Annotated in this window: 17 protein-coding genes; 16 read left to right on the top strand and 1 reads right to left on the bottom strand. The window is 43.1% G+C overall.

The annotated features are described in order from the left end of the window. Nucleotides 1-201: 201 nt before the first annotated feature. Nucleotides 202-789 (top strand): SMI1/KNR4 family protein, encoded by a 588-nt coding sequence (locus H7T97_RS08785; RefSeq protein WP_201090074.1) that lies wholly within the window; start codon nt 202-204, stop codon nt 787-789. A 297-nt stretch (nt 790-1,086) separates the two neighbouring features. On the opposite strand, the gene H7T97_RS08780 is transcribed toward H7T97_RS08785, so the two are convergent. Next, a complete protein-coding gene (locus H7T97_RS08780) occupies nt 1,087-1,290 on the bottom strand; it encodes a CsbD family protein (protein ID WP_125334912.1) in 204 nt (67 codons plus the stop codon). Between the two features lie 480 nt (nt 1,291-1,770). Between H7T97_RS08780 and H7T97_RS08775 the strand changes: the two genes are divergently transcribed. The 15 genes from H7T97_RS08775 to H7T97_RS08705 all read left to right on the top strand — a co-directional run bounded on the left by H7T97_RS08775 (nt 1,771) and on the right by H7T97_RS08705 (nt 18,637). Then, on the top strand, nt 1,771-1,956 hold the full coding sequence (locus H7T97_RS08775; protein ID WP_135782818.1) for a hypothetical protein: 186 nt from the start codon (nt 1,771-1,773) through the stop codon (nt 1,954-1,956). 39 nt (nt 1,957-1,995) lie between these two features. After that, nucleotides 1,996-2,706, top strand: a complete 711-nt coding sequence (locus tag H7T97_RS08770; protein ID WP_201090072.1) for a CPBP family intramembrane glutamic endopeptidase — start codon at nt 1,996-1,998, stop codon at nt 2,704-2,706. A gap of 164 nt (nt 2,707-2,870) precedes the next feature. Then, nucleotides 2,871-3,467, top strand: a complete 597-nt coding sequence (locus tag H7T97_RS08765; RefSeq protein ID WP_201090070.1) for a rhomboid family intramembrane serine protease — start codon at nt 2,871-2,873, stop codon at nt 3,465-3,467. A 139-nt stretch (nt 3,468-3,606) separates the two neighbouring features. Then, nucleotides 3,607-4,728, top strand: coding sequence for a VanZ family protein (locus H7T97_RS08760; RefSeq protein WP_201090067.1), 1,122 nt, complete (start codon nt 3,607-3,609; stop codon nt 4,726-4,728). 284 nt (nt 4,729-5,012) lie between these two features. Further along, nucleotides 5,013-5,279, top strand: a complete 267-nt coding sequence (locus H7T97_RS08755) for an ACT domain-containing protein (RefSeq protein WP_129822470.1) — start codon at nt 5,013-5,015, stop codon at nt 5,277-5,279. Nucleotides 5,280-5,296: 17 nt separating this feature from the next. Beyond that, nucleotides 5,297-6,634: a PFL family protein gene (locus tag H7T97_RS08750; RefSeq protein WP_201090088.1), complete on the top strand. Its 1,338-nt coding sequence runs from the start codon at nt 5,297-5,299 to the stop codon at nt 6,632-6,634. 81 nt (nt 6,635-6,715) lie between these two features. Continuing rightward, entirely contained in the window at nt 6,716-7,405 is a 690-nt protein-coding gene (locus H7T97_RS08745; protein WP_201090065.1) for a histidine phosphatase family protein, read from the top strand. 124 nt (nt 7,406-7,529) lie between these two features. Then, nucleotides 7,530-8,231, top strand: a complete 702-nt coding sequence (locus tag H7T97_RS08740; RefSeq protein WP_201090063.1) for a histidine phosphatase family protein — start codon at nt 7,530-7,532, stop codon at nt 8,229-8,231. Next, the gene (locus tag H7T97_RS08735; protein ID WP_201090062.1) at nt 8,221-8,994 is read left to right on the top strand and encodes a M15 family metallopeptidase; all 774 of its coding nucleotides are present in this window, start codon (nt 8,221-8,223) and stop codon (nt 8,992-8,994) included. Before H7T97_RS08740 ends, H7T97_RS08735 begins: the two co-directional genes overlap by 11 nt. A 168-nt stretch (nt 8,995-9,162) precedes the next feature. Next, on the top strand, nt 9,163-10,197 hold the full coding sequence (gene hrcA, locus H7T97_RS08730; RefSeq protein ID WP_003004578.1) for a heat-inducible transcriptional repressor HrcA: 1,035 nt from the start codon (nt 9,163-9,165) through the stop codon (nt 10,195-10,197). Between the two features lie 24 nt (nt 10,198-10,221). Further along, nucleotides 10,222-10,746, top strand: coding sequence for a nucleotide exchange factor GrpE (gene grpE, locus H7T97_RS08725; RefSeq protein WP_310648357.1), 525 nt, complete (start codon nt 10,222-10,224; stop codon nt 10,744-10,746). A 242-nt stretch (nt 10,747-10,988) separates the two neighbouring features. Further along, on the top strand, nt 10,989-12,812 hold the full coding sequence (gene dnaK / locus H7T97_RS08720; RefSeq protein WP_003014055.1) for a molecular chaperone DnaK: 1,824 nt from the start codon (nt 10,989-10,991) through the stop codon (nt 12,810-12,812). 208 nt (nt 12,813-13,020) lie between these two features. Further along, nucleotides 13,021-13,653 carry a DJ-1/PfpI family protein gene (locus H7T97_RS08715; RefSeq protein ID WP_201090060.1) on the top strand — a complete coding sequence of 211 codons (633 nt, stop codon included), beginning with the start codon at nt 13,021-13,023 and terminating at the stop codon, nt 13,651-13,653. A gap of 158 nt (nt 13,654-13,811) precedes the next feature. Next, on the top strand, nt 13,812-14,945 hold the full coding sequence (gene dnaJ / locus H7T97_RS08710) for a molecular chaperone DnaJ (protein WP_201090058.1): 1,134 nt from the start codon (nt 13,812-13,814) through the stop codon (nt 14,943-14,945). Between the two features lie 161 nt (nt 14,946-15,106). Next, nucleotides 15,107-18,637, top strand: coding sequence for a family 20 glycosylhydrolase (locus H7T97_RS08705; protein ID WP_201090056.1), 3,531 nt, complete (start codon nt 15,107-15,109; stop codon nt 18,635-18,637). Nucleotides 18,638-18,746 lie beyond the last annotated feature (109 nt).

Raw genomic sequence — 18,746 nt, 5'->3', positions numbered from 1 at the left:
GTCCGAATGCAGAAATTGTTTATAATGTTAACTTGAGTAAAGGAGACGAATGATATTACTTTGTCTGATGAAGAAACTCAAAAAATCCATTCAATACTAAAAATAAAATTAGAAAAAGTAAAGATGCAAGTCTGTCAATATTTTGAACATATTTTGGGATGAAAATTCGAAGGGTAAGAGAAATCAAAAAAGGAGGTTCTTATGTGTATAGTTAACCAAGTTAGGAAAATAGCAACTTATATTTGTGAAGCTTTTGAAGACTGGGGTTTGGATGATCCTGTAGAGGAAGGATACCTGGAAGATTATCAGGAAATTTCTGGAGCATCTGAGGAGGAAATTCAGGAGTTTGAGAAGAGAATTGGAATTTCTCTCCCAAATGAGCTTAAGGAAGTCTATCGTTACAAAAACGGCAGTAAATTCTTAGCAGTCCTACCCTGTGTGATTGGCCAAAGAGAAATGGCTTTCTCTTTGATGAGCCTACAAGAGATTGAGTCGATAAAAAAATTTTTTCAAAATAGGGATGCTCTGTTGACGGAATTTCCTGACTATTTTTCAAGCCAAGATGTTGAAGAAATGCGTGATAGCAGAGTTAAACCCTATCTTTTTAATAAAAAATGGCTTCCTTTCGCGGAGTATTGCGATTCTTGTTATCTCATGCTTGATTTTGATCCAGACCAGGAAGGGCAAGAAGGGCAGATAATCTGCTACATTCATGACCCTGATGAAATTATCTATGTGGCAGAAAGTTTTACGGAGCTGATCGAAAGGATAATGGAAGTGATCGTATGAAAGAGGGCAGTATATTGTCCCAAATGTTTCAGAATGGTTTGAGAGAATGAAGTAAAATGGTTTTAGGGACCTGCAATTACTTTGCTCAATTTCAGTAAAAGCCCGAGTGTTGTTTGAATTGGATGGCAACCACTGCACTCTAAGTGTTCATTCAAAAGAATTACTATACTTACAGAGAGCACCTTTCGAGGTGCTTTTTCCTATACCCAAACTAAATCAAAGATAAACAAAAAACCACCCTATCTTCCACAGTCAAACGTGACGGTAGAAAATAGAGTAGCTTTAGAACGTTAACGATTAGTTATCGTCTTTGTGAAGGATGTTTTTCACGCCCTTGATAGCTCCTTCGACAGCTTCTTTTGCGTCTTCAGCAACTTCTTTTGCTTTTGATGCAACTTTTTCAGCAACGCCTTCAGCTTCTGTTTTTTTATCACCGGTTACTTTACCGAGACCTTCTTTTACAGAACCTTTAACTTGGTTTAATTTATCTTCTAATGACATAGTGTCACCTCCGTTAAGTAAATAGTTTTATTAATCTGAATTCAAGACAGTTCATTTAAAAAATTAAAACTATTTAGCTCAGATTAATATAAGTATATGCCTTCTGAAATGGGAAGTCAAATATTCGCTACGGTATTTTGAAAGTGGGAAGGAGTCATGATGAGATAGCAACTAATGATGGATGAATAGGTCCTTGCCTTGTTTTTAATTGAAGAAGCATAGATCTTCCGCTATTTCAAAATAAAATCGTCCTGGTGATTAAGGAATAATATAGTGTAGCATCGTCAGGCTAGAAAATCTAAATGGCTGTTTTCTCCTAGCAAAGTGGAGTAAAAAACAAAAGAAGATGCCACTTTCTGTTCAAAAAGGGACAATTTAGGAGTTTGTTGATTTAAAGATTTTTCGTGTGCTATACTAAAATTGTCAAAGTTGCAACTAGACAATATTTTTTAATCTAATAAATATAAGGAGGTATTCATAATGAATACAAAGATTTTGGAAGAATTTGATAGTTTAGATAGCGATTTTCTCTCAAAAGTAGCAGGTGGTGGGGTTTTTAATACTATATATATGGGACCGCCTCCAGTTTCAGGTGGTCCGAATGGTTGGGAATACTTCCGTAAGTTGATTGCGCCACTTGAAATGCGAAGTTTCTTCGCAATTTAATGAGTATCGGCTAAAATTTTTTTGTTGGTGGAGGATGTTATGAAATATGCCAAACATGGACTTGCTTTACTGTTCCTGTTATATTTATTTGTTTTTGGGATTGAAGGCCTTGGTATCTACCTAACTGGAGTTTTCAATGGTGATGTAAGTTTTCTTTATTTCATCTATTTGATTCTCTACTCTTTGCTTCTCATTGGCATTTTATTGTGGTTCAAAAGGCAGAAGATAGTCATTCGTTCCAATATACAGAAATGGAAGTGGCACTATCTGGGGTATTTTGCTCTGGTGCTCTTGTGGTTCTTTGTTGAAAGATGGGTGCTGCAAACTTTTCAAGATTTGCTTGTTCCTGTCGTTCATCAAACCAAATTGCCATCCTCCATTTATCTAAATGGCCCTGGTATTTCGGGTACTCTGTTTTTTGTCCTAGCCACTATTACATCTCCTATGATCGAAGAATTTATTTTTAGAGGCTATCTGATGAATGTCTTCTTTAAAGAAAGTAAGTTTCATTTAGATGTTTTGCTTTCGGGCTTACTCTTTGCGGCCTTTCATCTGATCCATCAATATCGGGATCCTGTGACTTTTACTTTATATTTCTGTTCGGGGCTCTTCTTCGCAGCTGTCTATAAGAAATATAAAGATATCCGGTTGCCGATTTTCTTACACGCTTTTAGCAACTTTCTCACTTTTTGGAAACCAATCTGGATTTTCATCTTCAATTATATCTACTGGCATTTTCTTGTTAAATAACCTTGTTTCTGTAGCTGGGCGTGAAATGGGAGTTAGAGGTTGGAGTTGTTTAATGAAACTAGGATCACTTTTTAAAAGTGATCTTATTTTCGTTTAAGGGGTGGTATAATGAAAGTATACTCAAGGTGAGACAATTGATTTATTTACAGAAAAGAAGTTTTAAAATGAAAACGATGATAAAAACCTATCCTGTTATCAGTACGATAGCTCTAATCTGTTTGTTGCTCGGTTTATTGACTTCCTTTTATGGGGATGCTATGTATGACCTATTGGCTTTTCATTCGAAGCCGGTGTATGGTTGGCAATATGTCAGTGGGACCCTGATGCATGGCAGTAAAGGAGCTCCTGTCTGGTTTTTATGGGTTCATTTGATTTTAAACGGACTCATGATCCTTCCCTTCGGTGGACTGCTAGAAAGAAAAAGAGGCTCCATACAAGTCTTAATCGTTTTTGTGACGGCGACAGTCCTCTCTTCCATCGTTTTTCACTTCTTAACACGCGGGCAGGACATTCAGGCAACAGGGATCTCTGCCGTCGGCTATGCCTTTGTGACCGGAGGGATTATGCTCCTGCCAAACGTGTGGAAAGAATTATCACGCACCGTAAAATGGCTTTATCTATTCTTAATTTTTCTATCTGGCCTCATGCTCTTACCAGTAATCACCGGATGGATCTCAACGCTATTGCATCTTTCAGGGATTGCGAGTTATCTGTTGGTCTTTATCGGAAGTAAAAGCTTGAAGGAAAGAGGTAGCAATTAAGCCGACTCTTGAGTAAGTTTTTCACCCTGTTTCCTTGACTCTTCCTCTACACCAGGCCGTATAATACTCTATATCAATGAAAAAATCACCTTTTGTCATTGTGCAAAGGGTGTTTTTATAACGGTAAATGGGAGACACAATGGGATACATTTCTACAATCAAAACAGCTGTTCAGCTCTTTCCTTTCCTGGCCTTTTTGCTGACCTTGCCCTACATGATTTTGAATTATCGAAAATATGGTTCGGTCAATAAACTGCGGGTGCTGATTTTCTATTCTTTTATGCTTTACTTGATGACGGTCTATCTCTTGGTGATCTTGCCTCTGCCGGATCCAAGTAAGATTCATACTAACTACTCGGAAATGGTCAATCTCCATCCCTTTGCTTTTGTAGTGGATTTTTTCCAGGAGAGCCCCTTTGATTTAGCGCAGACTGGTACATGGATTCAAGCCCTTAAGCATCCAACTTTTTATGTGCCTGCCTTTAATGTTCTGATGTTGATTCCTTTTGGGATGTATCTACGCTATTATTTCAAGTGTGGTTTTAAGAAAACGATTCTCCTGACAGCCCTCTTTAGTCTCTTTTTGGAGCTGACCCAGTTATCAGGTCTCTACTTTCTATATCCGGGTCCTTACCGCCTAGCAGATGTCGATGATATTATTCAAAATACCACTGGTGGTGGAGTGGGTTATCTGCTTGGTTGGTTCCTGGTTTGGTTATTGCCGACACGAGATGAAATTGACGAACATTCTTTCCGAGTAGGAACGAGAGTATCTGGTTTCCGGACGGGTCTTGCCTTCTTGATCGACTTTGTGATGCTATCCTTGCTTTACGCGGTAATCGAGCGTTTAGAGACGATTCCTTATGTAGCGGTTTTGGCTGTTTATTTTGGTTTGATTCCCTTGTGGCGGGGCAAAACCTTGGGAATGGCTTTATTGAAATTCCGCTTGCATTTTGACAAGCAAAAATGGCTTCGCACCATCTGGTGGGGAATCCTGGTAGTAGGTTATTTCTATCTGATTCCTCAAGGGTTGTTCTATTTGATTTCGCTCTTGAATAGCGATTTGACGGACAATTCTCTCTTAACCCTGTCCATGATTTTATTGCTCTTCTTTGTGGTTTTATTGTACCTGATTCTCACTCTTGCCATTATCTTGCTTAATCGTCGCTTTCTGTTTGACCGTCTAGCTGGGGCTGAGTATGAGAGTACCGTGCGCGTGAAGGAAGGTATCCTAAAAGATGAAACCGAATCGTCAAAATAGAGAGAGTGGGACAGAAATCGGTAATTCGTTAGAATTCGATTTCGTCGTCTCACCTCCGCACAGTTGAGTAGGGCTGTAAAAGCTGATGAAATCAGCGTAGTAGAGCCCACTCAACCACTGCGTCTTGCTCGACAATCCAAAAACAATAAAGAGGCTAGGACTTTTGTCCCAGCCTCTTTATTGTTTTATACACGCGGAAAATATCCAAACGTTCCCAGTTGAGAAGGGCGATTTTAAGGGGAATATGCTACAATGGAAGCAAATAGATAGAATGGAGCAGTGACATGAAAGCAATTATTACAGTCGTTGGAAAAGACCAAAAAGGAATCGTAGCGGGTGTCGCAACGAAAATAGCAGAATTAGGACTCAATATCGATGATATCTCTCAAACTGTATTGGATGAATACTTTACCATGATGGCAGTTGTATCGTCAGATGAGAAAAAAGATTTCACACAGCTCCGTTCAGAGTTAGAAGAATTCGGTCAGTCTCTGCATGTGAAAATCAATATCCAAAGCGCAGCGATTTTTGATGCTATGCACAATTTGTAAGATAGGGGTTGAGAATGATGGACATTAGACAGGTAACAGAAACCATTGCCATGATTGAGGAGCAGAATTTCGATGTTCGGACTATCACCATGGGGATTTCGCTTCTAGATTGTATTGATCCGGATATCGATAAGGCGGCAGAAAAAGTCTACCAGAAGATTGTGACAAAGGCCAAGGACTTAGTGGCTGTTGGGGATGAGATCGCGGCAGAACTTGGGATCCCTATTGTAAATAAACGGGTTTCGGTCACTCCGATTTCCATTATCGGGGCAGCCACTAATGCGACAGACTATGTACCCTTTGCCAAGGCGTTGGATCGTGCGGCGAAAGAAGTTGGGGTCAACTTTATCGGTGGTTTCTCAGCTCTGGTTCAAAAAGGCTACCAAAAAGGGGATGAGATCCTCATTAATTCCATTCCTCGTGCTCTTGCGGAGACAGATTTTGTCTGTTCTTCAGTCAATATCGGATCGACCAAGACAGGGATCAATATGACCGCTGTCCGAGACATGGGGCGCATCATTAAAGAAGCTTCCCAAGCAGATCCAATGGGACCAGGAAAACTCGTTGTCTTTGCTAATGCGGTAGAAGATAATCCCTTTATGGCGGGAGCCTTCCACGGTGTCGGTGAAGCAGATGTCGTCATCAACGTTGGGGTTTCAGGACCTGGTGTCGTCCAACGGGCCATCGAAAAAGTTCCCGGAGCAAGCTTTGATGTATTGGCTGAAACAGTCAAGAAGACAGCCTTCAAGATTACCCGTGTCGGCCAATTGGTAGGTCAAATGGCTAGTGAACGTCTCGGTGTTGAGTTTGGAATTGTCGACTTGTCTCTTGCTCCAACACCAGCAGTTGGGGATTCGGTTGCCCGTGTCCTTGAGGCCATGGGGCTTGAAGTGGTCGGAACCCACGGGACAACAGCAGCCCTTGCCCTGCTCAATGACCAAGTGAAAAAAGGTGGCATTATGGCTTGTAACCAAGTCGGTGGTTTGTCAGGTGCCTTCATTCCGGTCTCAGAAGATGAGGGGATGATTGCCGCGGTCCAATCCGGTCATATCAACCTGGAAAAATTGGAAGCTATGACAGCTATCTGTTCCGTCGGTTTGGATATGATTGCCATCCCAGCTGATACTCCAGATTCGACCATTGCGGCCATGATTGCCGACGAAGCAGCTATCGGCGTTATCAACCAAAAGACAACAGCGGTTCGGATCATTCCTTATGGAAAAGAGGGCGATATGTTAGAGCTCGGAGGGCTTCTTGGGTCTGCTCCGGTAATGAAGGTCAACAAGGCCTCGTCAGCTGATTTCATTGCCCGTGGTGGTCAAATTCCGGCCCCAGTTCATAGTTTTAAAAACTAAGAGAAATCTAGTATAATAGTAGAAAATAGAAAAGTCTGTGATGATGAAACTCCAGACTTTTTTCTTGCAAAAGGAGACAAGATGGCTAAAACAAGATTATTTGTGATTCGTCATGGGAGAACCATGTTTAATACCATTGGCCGTGCTCAAGGCTGGTCCGATACACCCTTGACAGCAGAAGGAGAACGAGGGATTCAAGCTCTAGGAATCGGCTTGCGTGAGTCCGGTTTGGAGTTTACTCGAGCTTATTCCAGTGATTCAGGCCGTGCCATTCAGACAATGGGGATCATTCTTGATGAATTGGGCTTGAAAGACCAGATTCCTTATCGCTTTGACAAACGGATCCGCGAGTGGTGTTTTGGTAGCTTTGATGGGGCATACGGTGGAGAACTCTTTCACGGTGTCGTGCCACGCGTGCTGGATGTAGAAGACTATAAGACTTTGACCTTGGAAGACTTGGCCAATGGAATTTGCCAAGTGGACACAGCAAATTGGGCTGAACCATGGGAAGTCTTGAAAAACCGAATCCTAGAAGGTTTTGAAGCCATTGCCAAAGAAGTAGAAGAAAATGGTGGAGGCAATGCCTTGGTGGTCAGCCATAGTTGGACCATTCAGACCCTGGTCTGCTTAGTTGAAGGCAAACCAAATCTTAATCTGCCTCTTTCAAACGGTAGTGTTACCCTTGTAGAATACGAAGATGGAGTATTGACGGTTAAGGGGATTGGAGATGGCAGTTACCGTGAGGTCGGTGAAAGCTTGCAAGAATCCTAGTCCGTCCTGAAAGGCTGACCCCTTTGGTCATGGCCTTTTCTTTTTCTCAAAACTTGTAAGAGCTTTCCTACTTTCTTTTTGCAAAAAATGATATAATGAAAGAGATACATACGGAGGTAATACAATGACAAAAACCAGATTATATATTGCTCGTCATGGAAAAACCATGTTTAATACCATTGGACGGGCACAGGGCTGGTCAGACACTCCGCTGACAGAAGCAGGAGAACGTGGAATTCGAGAATTAGGACTTGGTCTCAAGGAAGCTGGGCTTTCTTTTGAAGAGGCTGTTTCGAGTGATTCTGGACGCACCATTCAAACTATGGGAATTATTCTTCAAGAACTTGGTCTGACAGGAAAAATCCCTTATCGTTATGACAAACGGATCCGCGAGTGGTGTTTTGGTAGTTTTGACGGTGCTTATGATGGTGATCTCTTTATGGGGGTCTTACCTCGTGTCTTTAAGGTCGATGATTTCCATCAGTTGAGCCTGATGGAGTTAGCAGAAGGAATCGTCGAAGTGGATACCACTGGTTGGGCTGAATCCTGGGGAGCCTTGAGTAGTCGGATCAAAGAAGGTTTTGAAGCCATCGCAAAAGAGGTAGAAGCAGCTGGCGGTGGCAATGCTATTGTGGTCAGCCATGGTATGACGATTACGACCTTGATTTATCTCATCGATCCTAAGGCTGTCGAAGAATTAGTCTTGGACAACGGAAGCGTGACGGTTTTGGCCTATAAAGATGGTGCCTTTCATATTGAAAAGATTGGGGATCTATCTTATCGTAAGGTGGGAGCAAAACTTCTAGAGGGTGGCCATGACGAATAAGTATAGACGCGCACGAAAAAAACGTAAGAAGTGGTGGCCTTACCTATTGAGTTTCTTTCTTCTTGTGGTCCTTGGATCGGGAATTGGTGCTTACTTAGCGAAGCCGAGCTTGTTTTCAGGGCTTCAGTTTTGGAATGCTAAAAAAACAGCTGTAACGACTCCCTCTTCTTCTAAGAAAAAGGAAGAAAAATCAGATTTACCAGCCGTTTCGACAAAAGACTGGCAGTTGATCTTGGTCAATCGTGACAATGTGAAGCCTGAGCTGAACCCACAATTGACAGATGTGGATGCTATCAAAGTGGATAGTCGGATTGTAGAACCAACTCGTCAATTTTTAGAAGCGGCTCGAAAAATTGCCCCAGAAGAAACCTTGATATCAGGCTATCGAAGTGTGGCCGAGCAAACAGAGCTCTATAATGAGCGTGTTGCGCAACTAGAGGCTAGCGGCCTTTCGCACGAAGAAGCTGAAAAGCAGGTGCAGACCCAGGTACAGGTCCCTGGTGCGAGTGAACACCAGACAGGACTTGCGATTGATATGAGTGTCGAAGCTGGCCAAAGTGATGAGTTGGGCTTGCAGTTGGCTGCCATCGCACCGCAATATGGCTTTGTTCTTCGCTACCCAGATGGGAAGAGCAACATCACGGGTGTGAATTTTGAGAATTGGCATTTCCGTTATGTTGGCGTAGAAAACGCTCAGTATATGGCCAACCATCAGCTAGTGTTGGAAGAATATATTCAACTCTTGAAAAAAGCTGGCAAATAAGAGGAGATTCATTTCTCTAGGTCTTAAGAATGATTTTTAGCACTCTTTAAAAAAGAGTGCTAATTTTTTGGTTTTTTCTCTTGACTTTCTTTTGGATGGGTGTATAATAGAATCATGGTTTAGCACTTGAGTGTTTAGAGTGCTAAAAAATGAAAGAGAGGTGAGGTCATGGTTACAGAACGTCAAAATGAGATTCTCAATCTTGTCGTTGATATCTTTACCAAGACCCACGAACCAGTCGGTTCAAAAGCGCTACAAGATGTGATTCAATCCAGTAGTGCGACCATTCGAAACGACATGGCTGCCCTCGAAAAACAAGGCTTACTAGAAAAGGCCCACACTTCGAGTGGCCGCATGCCTAGCCGAGCTGGTTTTCAATATTTTGTTCAGAACTCGCTTGATCTAGAGTTGATTGATGAACAGGATGTCTACCAGGTGGTGAAAGCCTTTGATTTCGAAGCCTTTAAGTTAGACGATATCTTGGATGCTACGGCCAAGTTACTAGCCCAGATGACGGGTTACACCGCAGTGATTCAGGATGTGGAGCCGACACGTCAGCGCTTGACCGGTTTTGAGATTGTTCCATTGTCCAATCACGATGCCTTAGCGGTGTTGACCTTGGATGAATCAAAGCCTGTCACCGTCCAGTTTGCCATTCCAAAGAATTTCTTAACCAGTGATTTGGAAATCTTCCACCAGCTGGTTCAAGAACGCTTCATTGGAAATACAGTCTTGGATATTCACTACCGTTTGCGGACAGAGATTCCACAGATTGTACAGCGCTATTTCAAGACGACAGACAATGTCTTGGATCTCTTTGATTACGTCTTCTCGCAACTGTTTCAAGAACTGGTCTTTGTAGAAGGAAAGGTTTCATCCTTAACCTACGCCGATCTTCAGACCTATCAGTTTTTGGATAATCCCCAACACGTAGCCTTGGAGTTACGAGGGGGAATGCCAGAAGATCAAATGACCCAGATCCTGGTTGCGGAGTCTCAAGAGAAGGCCTTGAAAAATGTGACGGTCATTAGTCACAAGTTCCTGGTTCCTTATCGTGGGATGGCCCTCATGCATGTGATCGGTCCCGTAGAGATGGATTACAGGCGTGTGATTAGTCTGGTCAATGTTATTGGCCGGGTACTGGTTATGAAGTTGACGGATTACTACCGTTACCTCAACAGCAACCATTATGAAGTAAATTAAGACCAAATGAAAGGGGTGTATGCCTTGACAGAAGATATCAAAAAAGAAGACGTGAAAGAAGAGGAAGTTGCCCAAACAACTGAAGAAGTTGTAGAGGAAAGCAACCAACCTTCTGAGTTAGAAGAAGCACAAGCGCGTGCCGAGGAATTTGAAAACAAGTACCTTCGTGCTCATGCAGAAATGCAAAACATTCAGCGCCGTGCCAATGAAGAACGTCAACAATTACAAAAATACCGTAGCCAAGATTTGGCAAAAGCGATCTTACCATCACTTGACAACCTCGAACGTGCCCTTGCCGTCGAAGGATTGACAGATGATGTGAAGAAGGGCTTGGAAATGGTCCAAGAAAGTTTGGTACATGCTCTGAAAGAAGAAGGAATCGAAGAAATTCCAGCGGACGGAGAATTTGACCATAACTACCACATGGCCATCCAAACCTTGCCTGCAGATGATGAACATCCAGCAGACACCATCGCACAAGTCTTCCAAAAAGGCTACAAACTCCATGACCGCATCCTGCGTCCAGCCATGGTAGTGGTATATAACTAGGCTGCCTTGTCCGAAACGACACTAAACTATGAAAGAAAGATTAACATTGGTTTGGCTTTGCCAATAGTGAGCGAAGCGAACCAAAGGCGATACTCTTCGCCGTGGCGGTATCTTCGCAAACTTTGAGACCTTAGGCTCAAAGTTTAGTCAAAGAGATTGACGAAGTCAAGCTCTGACGGCGTCGCCACTTAAGAAGAGTATCAAAAAGAAAAAAAGAGAAAAAACAACGAGGAGAAAAACATATGTCTAAAATTATCGGTATTGACTTAGGTACAACAAACTCAGCAGTAGCAGTTCTTGAAGGAACTGAATCAAAAATTATCGCAAACCCAGAAGGTAACCGCACAACTCCATCTGTTGTGTCATTCAAAAACGGTGAAATCATCGTTGGTGATGCTGCAAAACGTCAAGCAGTAACAAACCCAGATACCATCATCTCTATCAAATCTAAGATGGGTACTTCTGAAAAAGTTTCTGCTAACGGTAAAGAATACACACCACAAGAGATTTCAGCTATGATTCTTCAATACTTGAAAGGTTATGCTGAAGATTATCTTGGTGAAAAAGTAACGAAAGCTGTTATCACAGTTCCAGCTTACTTCAACGATGCACAACGTCAAGCAACAAAAGACGCTGGTAAAATCGCTGGTCTTGAAGTAGAACGTATCGTCAACGAACCAACAGCAGCAGCCCTTGCTTATGGTTTGGATAAGACTGATAAAGAAGAAAAAATCTTGGTATTCGACCTTGGTGGTGGTACATTCGACGTATCTATCCTTGAATTGGGTGATGGTGTCTTTGATGTATTGGCAACTGCAGGGGATAACAAACTCGGTGGTGACGACTTTGACCAAAAAATTATCGATTACATGGTTGAAGAATTCAAGAAAGAAAATGGTATCGACTTGTCAACAGACAAGATGGCGCTTCAACGTTTGAAAGATGCAGCTGAAAAAGCGAAGAAAGACCTTTCTGGTGTGACTTCAACTCAAATCAGCTTGCCATTCATCACTGCAGGCGCTGCTGGACCTCTTCACTTGGAAATGACCTTGACTCGTGCGAAATTCGACGATTTGACTCGTGACCTTGTAGAACGTACGAAAACTCCAGTTCGTCAAGCCCTTTCAGATGCAGGTTTGAGCTTGTCAGATATCGACGAAGTCATCCTTGTCGGTGGTTCAACTCGTATCCCTGCCGTTGTAGAAGCTGTTAAAGCTGAAACTGGTAAAGAACCAAACAAATCAGTGAACCCTGACGAAGTAGTGGCTATGGGTGCTGCGATCCAAGGTGGTGTGATCACTGGTGACGTGAAAGACGTTGTCCTTCTTGACGTAACTCCGTTGTCACTTGGTATCGAAACAATGGGTGGAGTCTTCACAAAACTCATCGACCGCAACACTACGATTCCAACATCTAAATCACAAGTCTTCTCAACTGCAGCAGACAACCAACCAGCCGTTGATATCCACGTTCTTCAAGGTGAACGCCCAATGGCAGCAGATAACAAGACTCTTGGACGCTTCCAATTGACTGATATCCCAGCTGCACCTCGTGGAATTCCTCAAATCGAAGTAACTTTCGACATCGATAAGAACGGTATCGTATCTGTTAAGGCGAAAGACCTTGGAACTCAAAAAGAACAAACAATTGTTATCCAATCGAACTCAGGTTTGACAGACGAAGAAATCGACCGCATGATGAAAGATGCAGAAGCAAACGCTGAAGCAGATAAGAAACGTAAAGAAGAAGTAGACCTTCGTAACGAAGTAGACCAAGCTATCTTTGCGACTGAAAAGACAATCAAAGAAACTGAAGGCAAAGGCTTCGATGCAGAACGTGACGCAGCTCAAGCTGGACTTGATGATCTTAAGAAAGCTCAAGAATCAGGTAACCTTGAAGAAATGAAAGCAAAACTTGAAGCCTTGAACGAAAAAGCACAAGCATTGGCTGTTAAACTCTACGAACAAGCTGCAGCAGCGCAACAAGCCCAAGCAGGAGCAGAAGGCGCACAAGCATCAGGCAACGCAGGTGATGACGTCGTAGACGGAGAGTTTACGGAGAAGTAAGATGCAAAGCCCGTTAAAACCTCACAGTGAAAATAGGAAATCTGACGCAGAAACTCTAGTTTCTAGGAAGATTTATCTTTTTCACCCAGAGGTTAGGGCGTGCTCAATTTTAGCCGAAACTCAATTCAGCCTAACTAGTAAATGATAAAAAGAAATCCAGAGGTTGCAACCCAGCCTCTGTTTTTCGGTAAAATAGAGGATGTTGCGTATGAAAAAAGTACTTTGTATCATTTATCCTAATTTTTCTCTTTGTGAGATAACCGCTTTAACAAGTACTTTAGCTCTGTCTTATGATAGTACGATTGATTATGCCGCTTCAGATCATTCGATGGTGGTCTCTGAGGATGGCTTGCCTTGTCAACCAACGAAAACACTAGATCAAATCCGTATAGAAGAGTATTCTTGCGTGATTTTGCCAGGAATGGTCAACATAGGACCTGCCCTACGGGATGAGAAATTGATTTCGTTCTTGAGGGATCTTGGTGAGCAAGATATCCTCATTGCAGCCATTTCTTCAGCGCCTCTTTTATTAGCGAAAGCAGGTCTGTTGAAGGACACGAAATTTACAGGTGGAATTTGGCAAAACTTCTTTGACTATTTTGAATTTCTTCCACGTGAGAATTTCCAACCCAAACTGGTTGTGCAAGATAAACAAATCATTACGGCTATCGGTTTTGCCCATCAAGAGTTTGCAAGAAAAGTGATTCTAAGTTTAGGGTTGACAGCTAATACAGACAACTATTTTAAAGAAAAGAACGAGTATGCTGAAGAGGATTTGATATTTACTCTATCGGAGCAAGAGTTTGATCAAGTGAAGCGAAGTATAGAAAACACCCTCTAAAGATGTACATGAAAATTATAGAAAGGAACAAAGAGTGTTCGTAACTGAACACGGGCTACGGACGGTGCCAAAAAGATAGTTTTTTCTAGGACGCAAGCGTCCGTCGTCAAAACTCCTATTTTGGCTGTGTCCGTTTAACGCCCTTTGTATCTTGAATTATGAACAATACTGAATTTTATGACCGTTTGGGCGTTTCAAAGAATGCATCTCAAGATGAGATCAAGAAAGCCTATCGGAAATTATCTAAAAAATATCACCCAGATATCAACAAGGAGCCTGGTGCTGAGGAAAAGTACAAGGAAGTTCAAGAAGCTTATGAGACTTTGAGTGACGAGCAAAAACGGGCTGCTTATGACCAATATGGTGCTGCAGGTGCCAATGGTGGCTTCGGTGGCGGAGCAGGTGGTTTTGGTGGCTTTGATGGTGCTGGTTTTGGTGGCTTTGAAGACATCTTCTCTAGCTTCTTTGGTGGTGGTGCAAGTCGTAATCCGAATGCTCCTCGTCAAGGAGATGACCTCCAATACCGCGTCAATCTCAAGTTTGAAGAAGCGATTTTTGGTGCGGAAAAAGAAGTCAAGTACCATCGGGAAGCTAGCTGTCATACCTGTCATGGTTCTGGAGCTAAGCCAGGCACTAGTCCGGTGACCTGTGGACGCTGTCATGGTTCTGGAGTCATCAATGTGGATACGCAAACCCCTCTTGGGATGATGCGCCGTCAAGTGACCTGTGATGTCTGTCATGGTCGTGGTCAAGAAATCAAAGATCCATGTAGCACTTGTCGTGGAACAGGTCATGAAAAACAAGCTCATAGCGTGAACGTCAAGATTCCTGCAGGAGTTGAAACGGGTCAACAAATCCGCTTAGCTGGTCAAGGAGAAGCTGGCTTTAACGGTGGACCTTATGGTGACTTGTATGTCGTTGTCAATGTTGAGCCGAGCGATCGCTTCGAACGAGATGGCTCAACCATCTATTACAAGTTAGACTTGAACTTTGTTCAAGCAGCTCTTGGAGATACGGTCCATGTGCCAACTGTTCACGGAGATGTCGATTTGGTCATTCCTGAAGGAACCCAAACCGGTAAGAAATTCCGCCTCCGTGGAAAAGGGGCTCCAAGCTTGCGTGGTGGTGCTTTGGGGGATCAATATGTATCTGTCAATGTCGTCACCCCAACTGGTTTAAATGACAAGCAAAAAGAAGCCCTTCAAGCCTTTGCGGAAGCAAGTGATTTGAAGGTCAACCCAAAGAAAAAAGGGTTCTTTGACAAGGTCAAAGATGCTTTAGATGATTTATAAAAATGAACGAGTTTCTTTTTGAGTAAGGAGCTCGTTTTATTTTGGATCGAATCCAAGAACTTCCTCTCCTAATTAAAGAATAATGAGGACCCTCATTGAATTTATTAAGATATCGTGGTAAATTTAAGAAAACGATTACAGAGACAATTTAGGAGGTCCTGATGAAATCACATCAACCACGTTATGCGATTCGCAAGTATGCAGTAGGAGCTGCTTCGGTGCTCATAGGATTTTTTGCTGGCGCTCAGGTTGTAGCGGCAGATACGACGAGCGTTACAGACATTCCTGCAACGACAGTTCCAACTCAGCCAAGCGAGGGTGAGTCAACTATTTCTCTTAATGAGGAAGCTTCTCAGCCAACAGTAGAAAAACCAACGGCTCCTGCCCCAATCGTCGATCAAAGTCAACCGACACTGCCTGATCGTGAACTGCGGGTATCAGATCTTGACCGTTTGATTCGCGAAGAAGCGAGCTCTGTCGCAGAGTCGGATGTGGCAGCTCAACCAGCGACAGAAACGCCTGCTAAAGATCCTGACCAAGAAGAAAAATTAGCCAAGAAAAAGATTGTTTCGATCGATGCCGGTCGCAAGTACTTCTCACCAGACCAAATCAAGGAAATCATTGATGAAGCAAGTAAGACGGGCTATACAGACTTGCATCTCCTAGTTGGAAATGACGGTTTGCGCTTTGTGTTGGATGATATGTCTTTGAAAGTGGGAGATACTTCTTATTCTAGCCAAGCCGTGACGGATGCGGTTGAAAAAGGGACGAAGGCTTATTACGATGATCCGAACGGGACAGCCTTGACCCAGGCTCAAATGGATGATATTTTGGCCTACGCCAAATCGAAGAAAGTAGGCGTCATCCCAACCATTAATAGTCCAGGTCACATGGATGCGATTCTGACAGCCATGGAACAATTGGGGATCGAAAACCCTCACTTTAATTATTTTGGTACAAAGAAATCAGCTCGGACAGTTGATTTGGACAACCAAAAAGCCTTAGACTTTACCAAGGCTTTGGTAGACAAGTATGCGGCTTATTTCAGCGGCAAGGCAGACATTTTTAACATTGGTTTGGATGAATATGCCAACGATGCCACAGATGCCCATGGTTGGCAGGTTCTCCAAGCTAGCAAGCATTGGCCAGGTGAAGGCTATCCAGAAAAAGGCTATGAAAAATTCATCCAATACGCCAATGATCTAGCAGCTATTGTGAAAAAACACAAGATGAAACCAATGGCCTTTAATGACGGAATCTACTACAATGGCGATACTTCCTATGGCACTTTTGACAAGGATATCATTGTCTCCTACTGGACAGGTGGCTGGAACGGCTATGATGTCGCTTCTTCAAAACTCTTGTCCGAACTAGGTCATCAGATTCTTAATACCAATGATGCTTGGTATTATGTGCTTGGACGGGACAAGGCTGGATCTGGTTGGTACAACCTTGATCAAGGCCTCGAAGGAATTTCCAAGTCAGCGATTGATGTAGTTCAAAAAAATGATGGAGCTAAGGTGCCCTTCATCGGTGGCATGGTAGCTGCCTGGGCAGATACGCCATCTGCAACCTACAAAAAAGACCTTCTCTTTAAGCTGATGCATGCTTTCGCGGACAAGAATGCGGACTACTTTGTAGCAGATCCTGAAGTCGTCGAAAAAGCTCTTTCAGAAGCTCCAACTGATTTGGACCACTATACACCGGAATCTCTAGTAGCCTTTACAGCAGCTAAAAAAGCTTTAGAAGGGGCAGGAGCAAACACCACTCGAGCAGAGGCCAAAACCTTGATCGACCATCTCAAAGCAGCTCAAGATGCTTTGGTGTATACGGAAAGCTACGCGAAAGAAGTTGCAGCAAAAGAAGTGGCAGAAAAACTTGCTATGAAGAAGGTCATCTCGATCGATGCAGGTCGCAAATACTTCTCGCTGGATCAGTTGAAACGGATCGTAGATAAGGCCAGTGAGCTTGGCTATTCTGACTTGCACCTCCTTGTTGGAAACGATGGTATGCGCTTCGTGCTCGATGACATGACGGTGGAAGCCAATGGCAAAACCTATGCCAGTGATGATGTAAAAAAAGCCATTTTAGAAGGCACCAAGGCCTATTACGATGATCCAAATGGTCAAGCCTTGACTCAAGCAGAAATGGATGAACTCCATGCTTATGCTACTGCTAAAGGAATCGGCTTGATTGCGGCAGTCAATAGTCCTGGCCACATGGATGCTTTGTTGGTGGCCATGGAAAAATTGGGCATTGAAAATCCACAAGCCAGCTTTGATACGGTTTCAAAAACAACCATGGATTTGACCAATGAAGCAGCAGTCAACTTTACCAAAGCCTTGATTGGAAAGTACATGGACTACTTCAAAGACAAGTCTAAGATCTTTAACTACGGAACGGATGAATATGCCAATGACGCTACCAGTGCGCAAGGTTGGTACTACCTCAAGTGGTATGACCTCTATGGTAAGTTTGCGGAGTATTCCAATAGTCTTGCAGCCATGGCGCGTGAAAAAGGCTTGCAGCCAATGGCCTTTAACGATGGCTTCTATTATGGAGATGAAGATGATGTTGCCTTTGACAAGGACGTCTTGATTTCATACTGGTCTAAAGGATGGTGGGGCTATAACCTTGCGTCACCACAGTATTTGGCAGATAAGGGTTATAAATTCCTTAATACCAACGGAGACTGGTACTATGTTTTGGGGAGAACACCTGAAACGGGTGGTGGTTATATTGAAAAAGCGATTGCCAATGCAGCTGCTACTCCATTTAGACAACTCCCAAGTACAACATATCCAGAAACATCTTTGCCAATGGTCGGTAGCATGGTAGCTGTTTGGTGTGATACCCCAAGTGAAGAATACATCGAAAAAAATGTCTTTGATCTCATGGAAGCTTTTGCCAACCACAACAAGGACTATTTCAAGGCGGACTTCACTACTCTTAGAAAAGCAGTTGCTACGGTGCCAACAGATCTAGCCATTTACACACCAGAATCGCGCGCAGCACTTGCGAAAGTCTTAGATAGCTTGAATTGGAATGTGAGCCGTGCTCATCAAGATCAGGTGGATCAAGAAGTGGCTGCTCTGACTAAAGCCCTTGCGGGGCTCAAGCCAATCACGCAAGTAGGTAGCTTGGCTGAAAATGACGTCAAAGCCCTAGTGGAAGACAAACCAAGTCTTGAAATCGTAGAAAAAGAACTTGATTTTGACCTTGTGGAAAGGACCAATCCAGATCTCGCTAAAGGAGAACGCAGAGTGATCCAGGCTGGGGTTAAAGGGCAAGGTCTTGAGTATGTAGAGGTTTCGGCGCTTGATCAAAGTCGAAAAGTGATCGCTACAGAAGTTGCAACAGAGCCGGTTGCAGAAATTGTTGAAGTCGGTACCAAAGAAGTCGTGATCCCAACAAGCCCTTCCGTAGAAGCACCAGTGAAAACAGACGTGCTTGTAAACAAAGTGGTTCCAGAACCTTCAACGCCTCAAGTGATCTCGAAGGATCAACCAGTAGCACCAGCAAATACCCCAACGCCAATTCCAGTAGCTGTGGAAAAAGAGGTTCGTTCAGAAACAGGAAACTCTAACAAGCAACTCCCAGAAACAGGAGTGGAATCTGCTCTTGGGCTCGCTTTACTAGGAGCGATCTTAGGAGCGGCAGGAATGGACTTGAAAAATAAAAAAAGAGACTGAGACCTAGTAGATTTGTAACAGGTCGAAGTTAGGAGAGTGGGACAGAAATCGGTAATTCGTTAGAATTCGATTTCGTCGTCCCACCTCCGCACAGTTGAGTAGGGCTGTA

The sequence above is a fragment of the Streptococcus parasanguinis genome (assembly GCF_016648925.1).
Taxonomy (GTDB): Bacteria; Bacillota; Bacilli; order Lactobacillales; family Streptococcaceae; genus Streptococcus.
This window is presented reverse-complemented; position numbering and strand designations above follow the sequence as displayed.

Excerpts from the sequence above, each read along its gene's own strand:
- H7T97_RS08770 (WP_201090072.1), top strand. The coding sequence starts at position 1,996 with ATGAAATATGCCAAACATGGACTTGCTTTACTGTTCCTGTTATATTTA.
- H7T97_RS08715 (WP_201090060.1), top strand. The coding sequence starts at position 13,021 with ATGAAAAAAGTACTTTGTATCATTTATCCTAATTTTTCTCTTTGTGAG.
- H7T97_RS08765 (WP_201090070.1), top strand. The coding sequence starts at position 2,871 with ATGAAAACGATGATAAAAACCTATCCTGTTATCAGTACGATAGCTCTA.
- H7T97_RS08780 (WP_125334912.1), bottom strand. The coding sequence starts at position 1,290 with ATGTCATTAGAAGATAAATTAAACCAAGTTAAAGGTTCTGTAAAAGAA.
- H7T97_RS08760 (WP_201090067.1), top strand. The coding sequence starts at position 3,607 with ATGGGATACATTTCTACAATCAAAACAGCTGTTCAGCTCTTTCCTTTC.
- H7T97_RS08745 (WP_201090065.1), top strand. The coding sequence starts at position 6,716 with ATGGCTAAAACAAGATTATTTGTGATTCGTCATGGGAGAACCATGTTT.
- H7T97_RS08755 (WP_129822470.1), top strand. The coding sequence starts at position 5,013 with ATGAAAGCAATTATTACAGTCGTTGGAAAAGACCAAAAAGGAATCGTA.
- H7T97_RS08775 (WP_135782818.1), top strand. The coding sequence starts at position 1,771 with ATGAATACAAAGATTTTGGAAGAATTTGATAGTTTAGATAGCGATTTT.
- dnaJ (WP_201090058.1), top strand. The coding sequence starts at position 13,812 with ATGAACAATACTGAATTTTATGACCGTTTGGGCGTTTCAAAGAATGCA.
- H7T97_RS08785 (WP_201090074.1), top strand. The coding sequence starts at position 202 with ATGTGTATAGTTAACCAAGTTAGGAAAATAGCAACTTATATTTGTGAA.
- H7T97_RS08750 (WP_201090088.1), top strand. The coding sequence starts at position 5,297 with ATGGACATTAGACAGGTAACAGAAACCATTGCCATGATTGAGGAGCAG.
- H7T97_RS08740 (WP_201090063.1), top strand. The coding sequence starts at position 7,530 with ATGACAAAAACCAGATTATATATTGCTCGTCATGGAAAAACCATGTTT.
- H7T97_RS08735 (WP_201090062.1), top strand. The coding sequence starts at position 8,221 with ATGACGAATAAGTATAGACGCGCACGAAAAAAACGTAAGAAGTGGTGG.
- hrcA (WP_003004578.1), top strand. The coding sequence starts at position 9,163 with ATGGTTACAGAACGTCAAAATGAGATTCTCAATCTTGTCGTTGATATC.
- dnaK (WP_003014055.1), top strand. The coding sequence starts at position 10,989 with ATGTCTAAAATTATCGGTATTGACTTAGGTACAACAAACTCAGCAGTA.
- H7T97_RS08705 (WP_201090056.1), top strand. The coding sequence starts at position 15,107 with ATGAAATCACATCAACCACGTTATGCGATTCGCAAGTATGCAGTAGGA.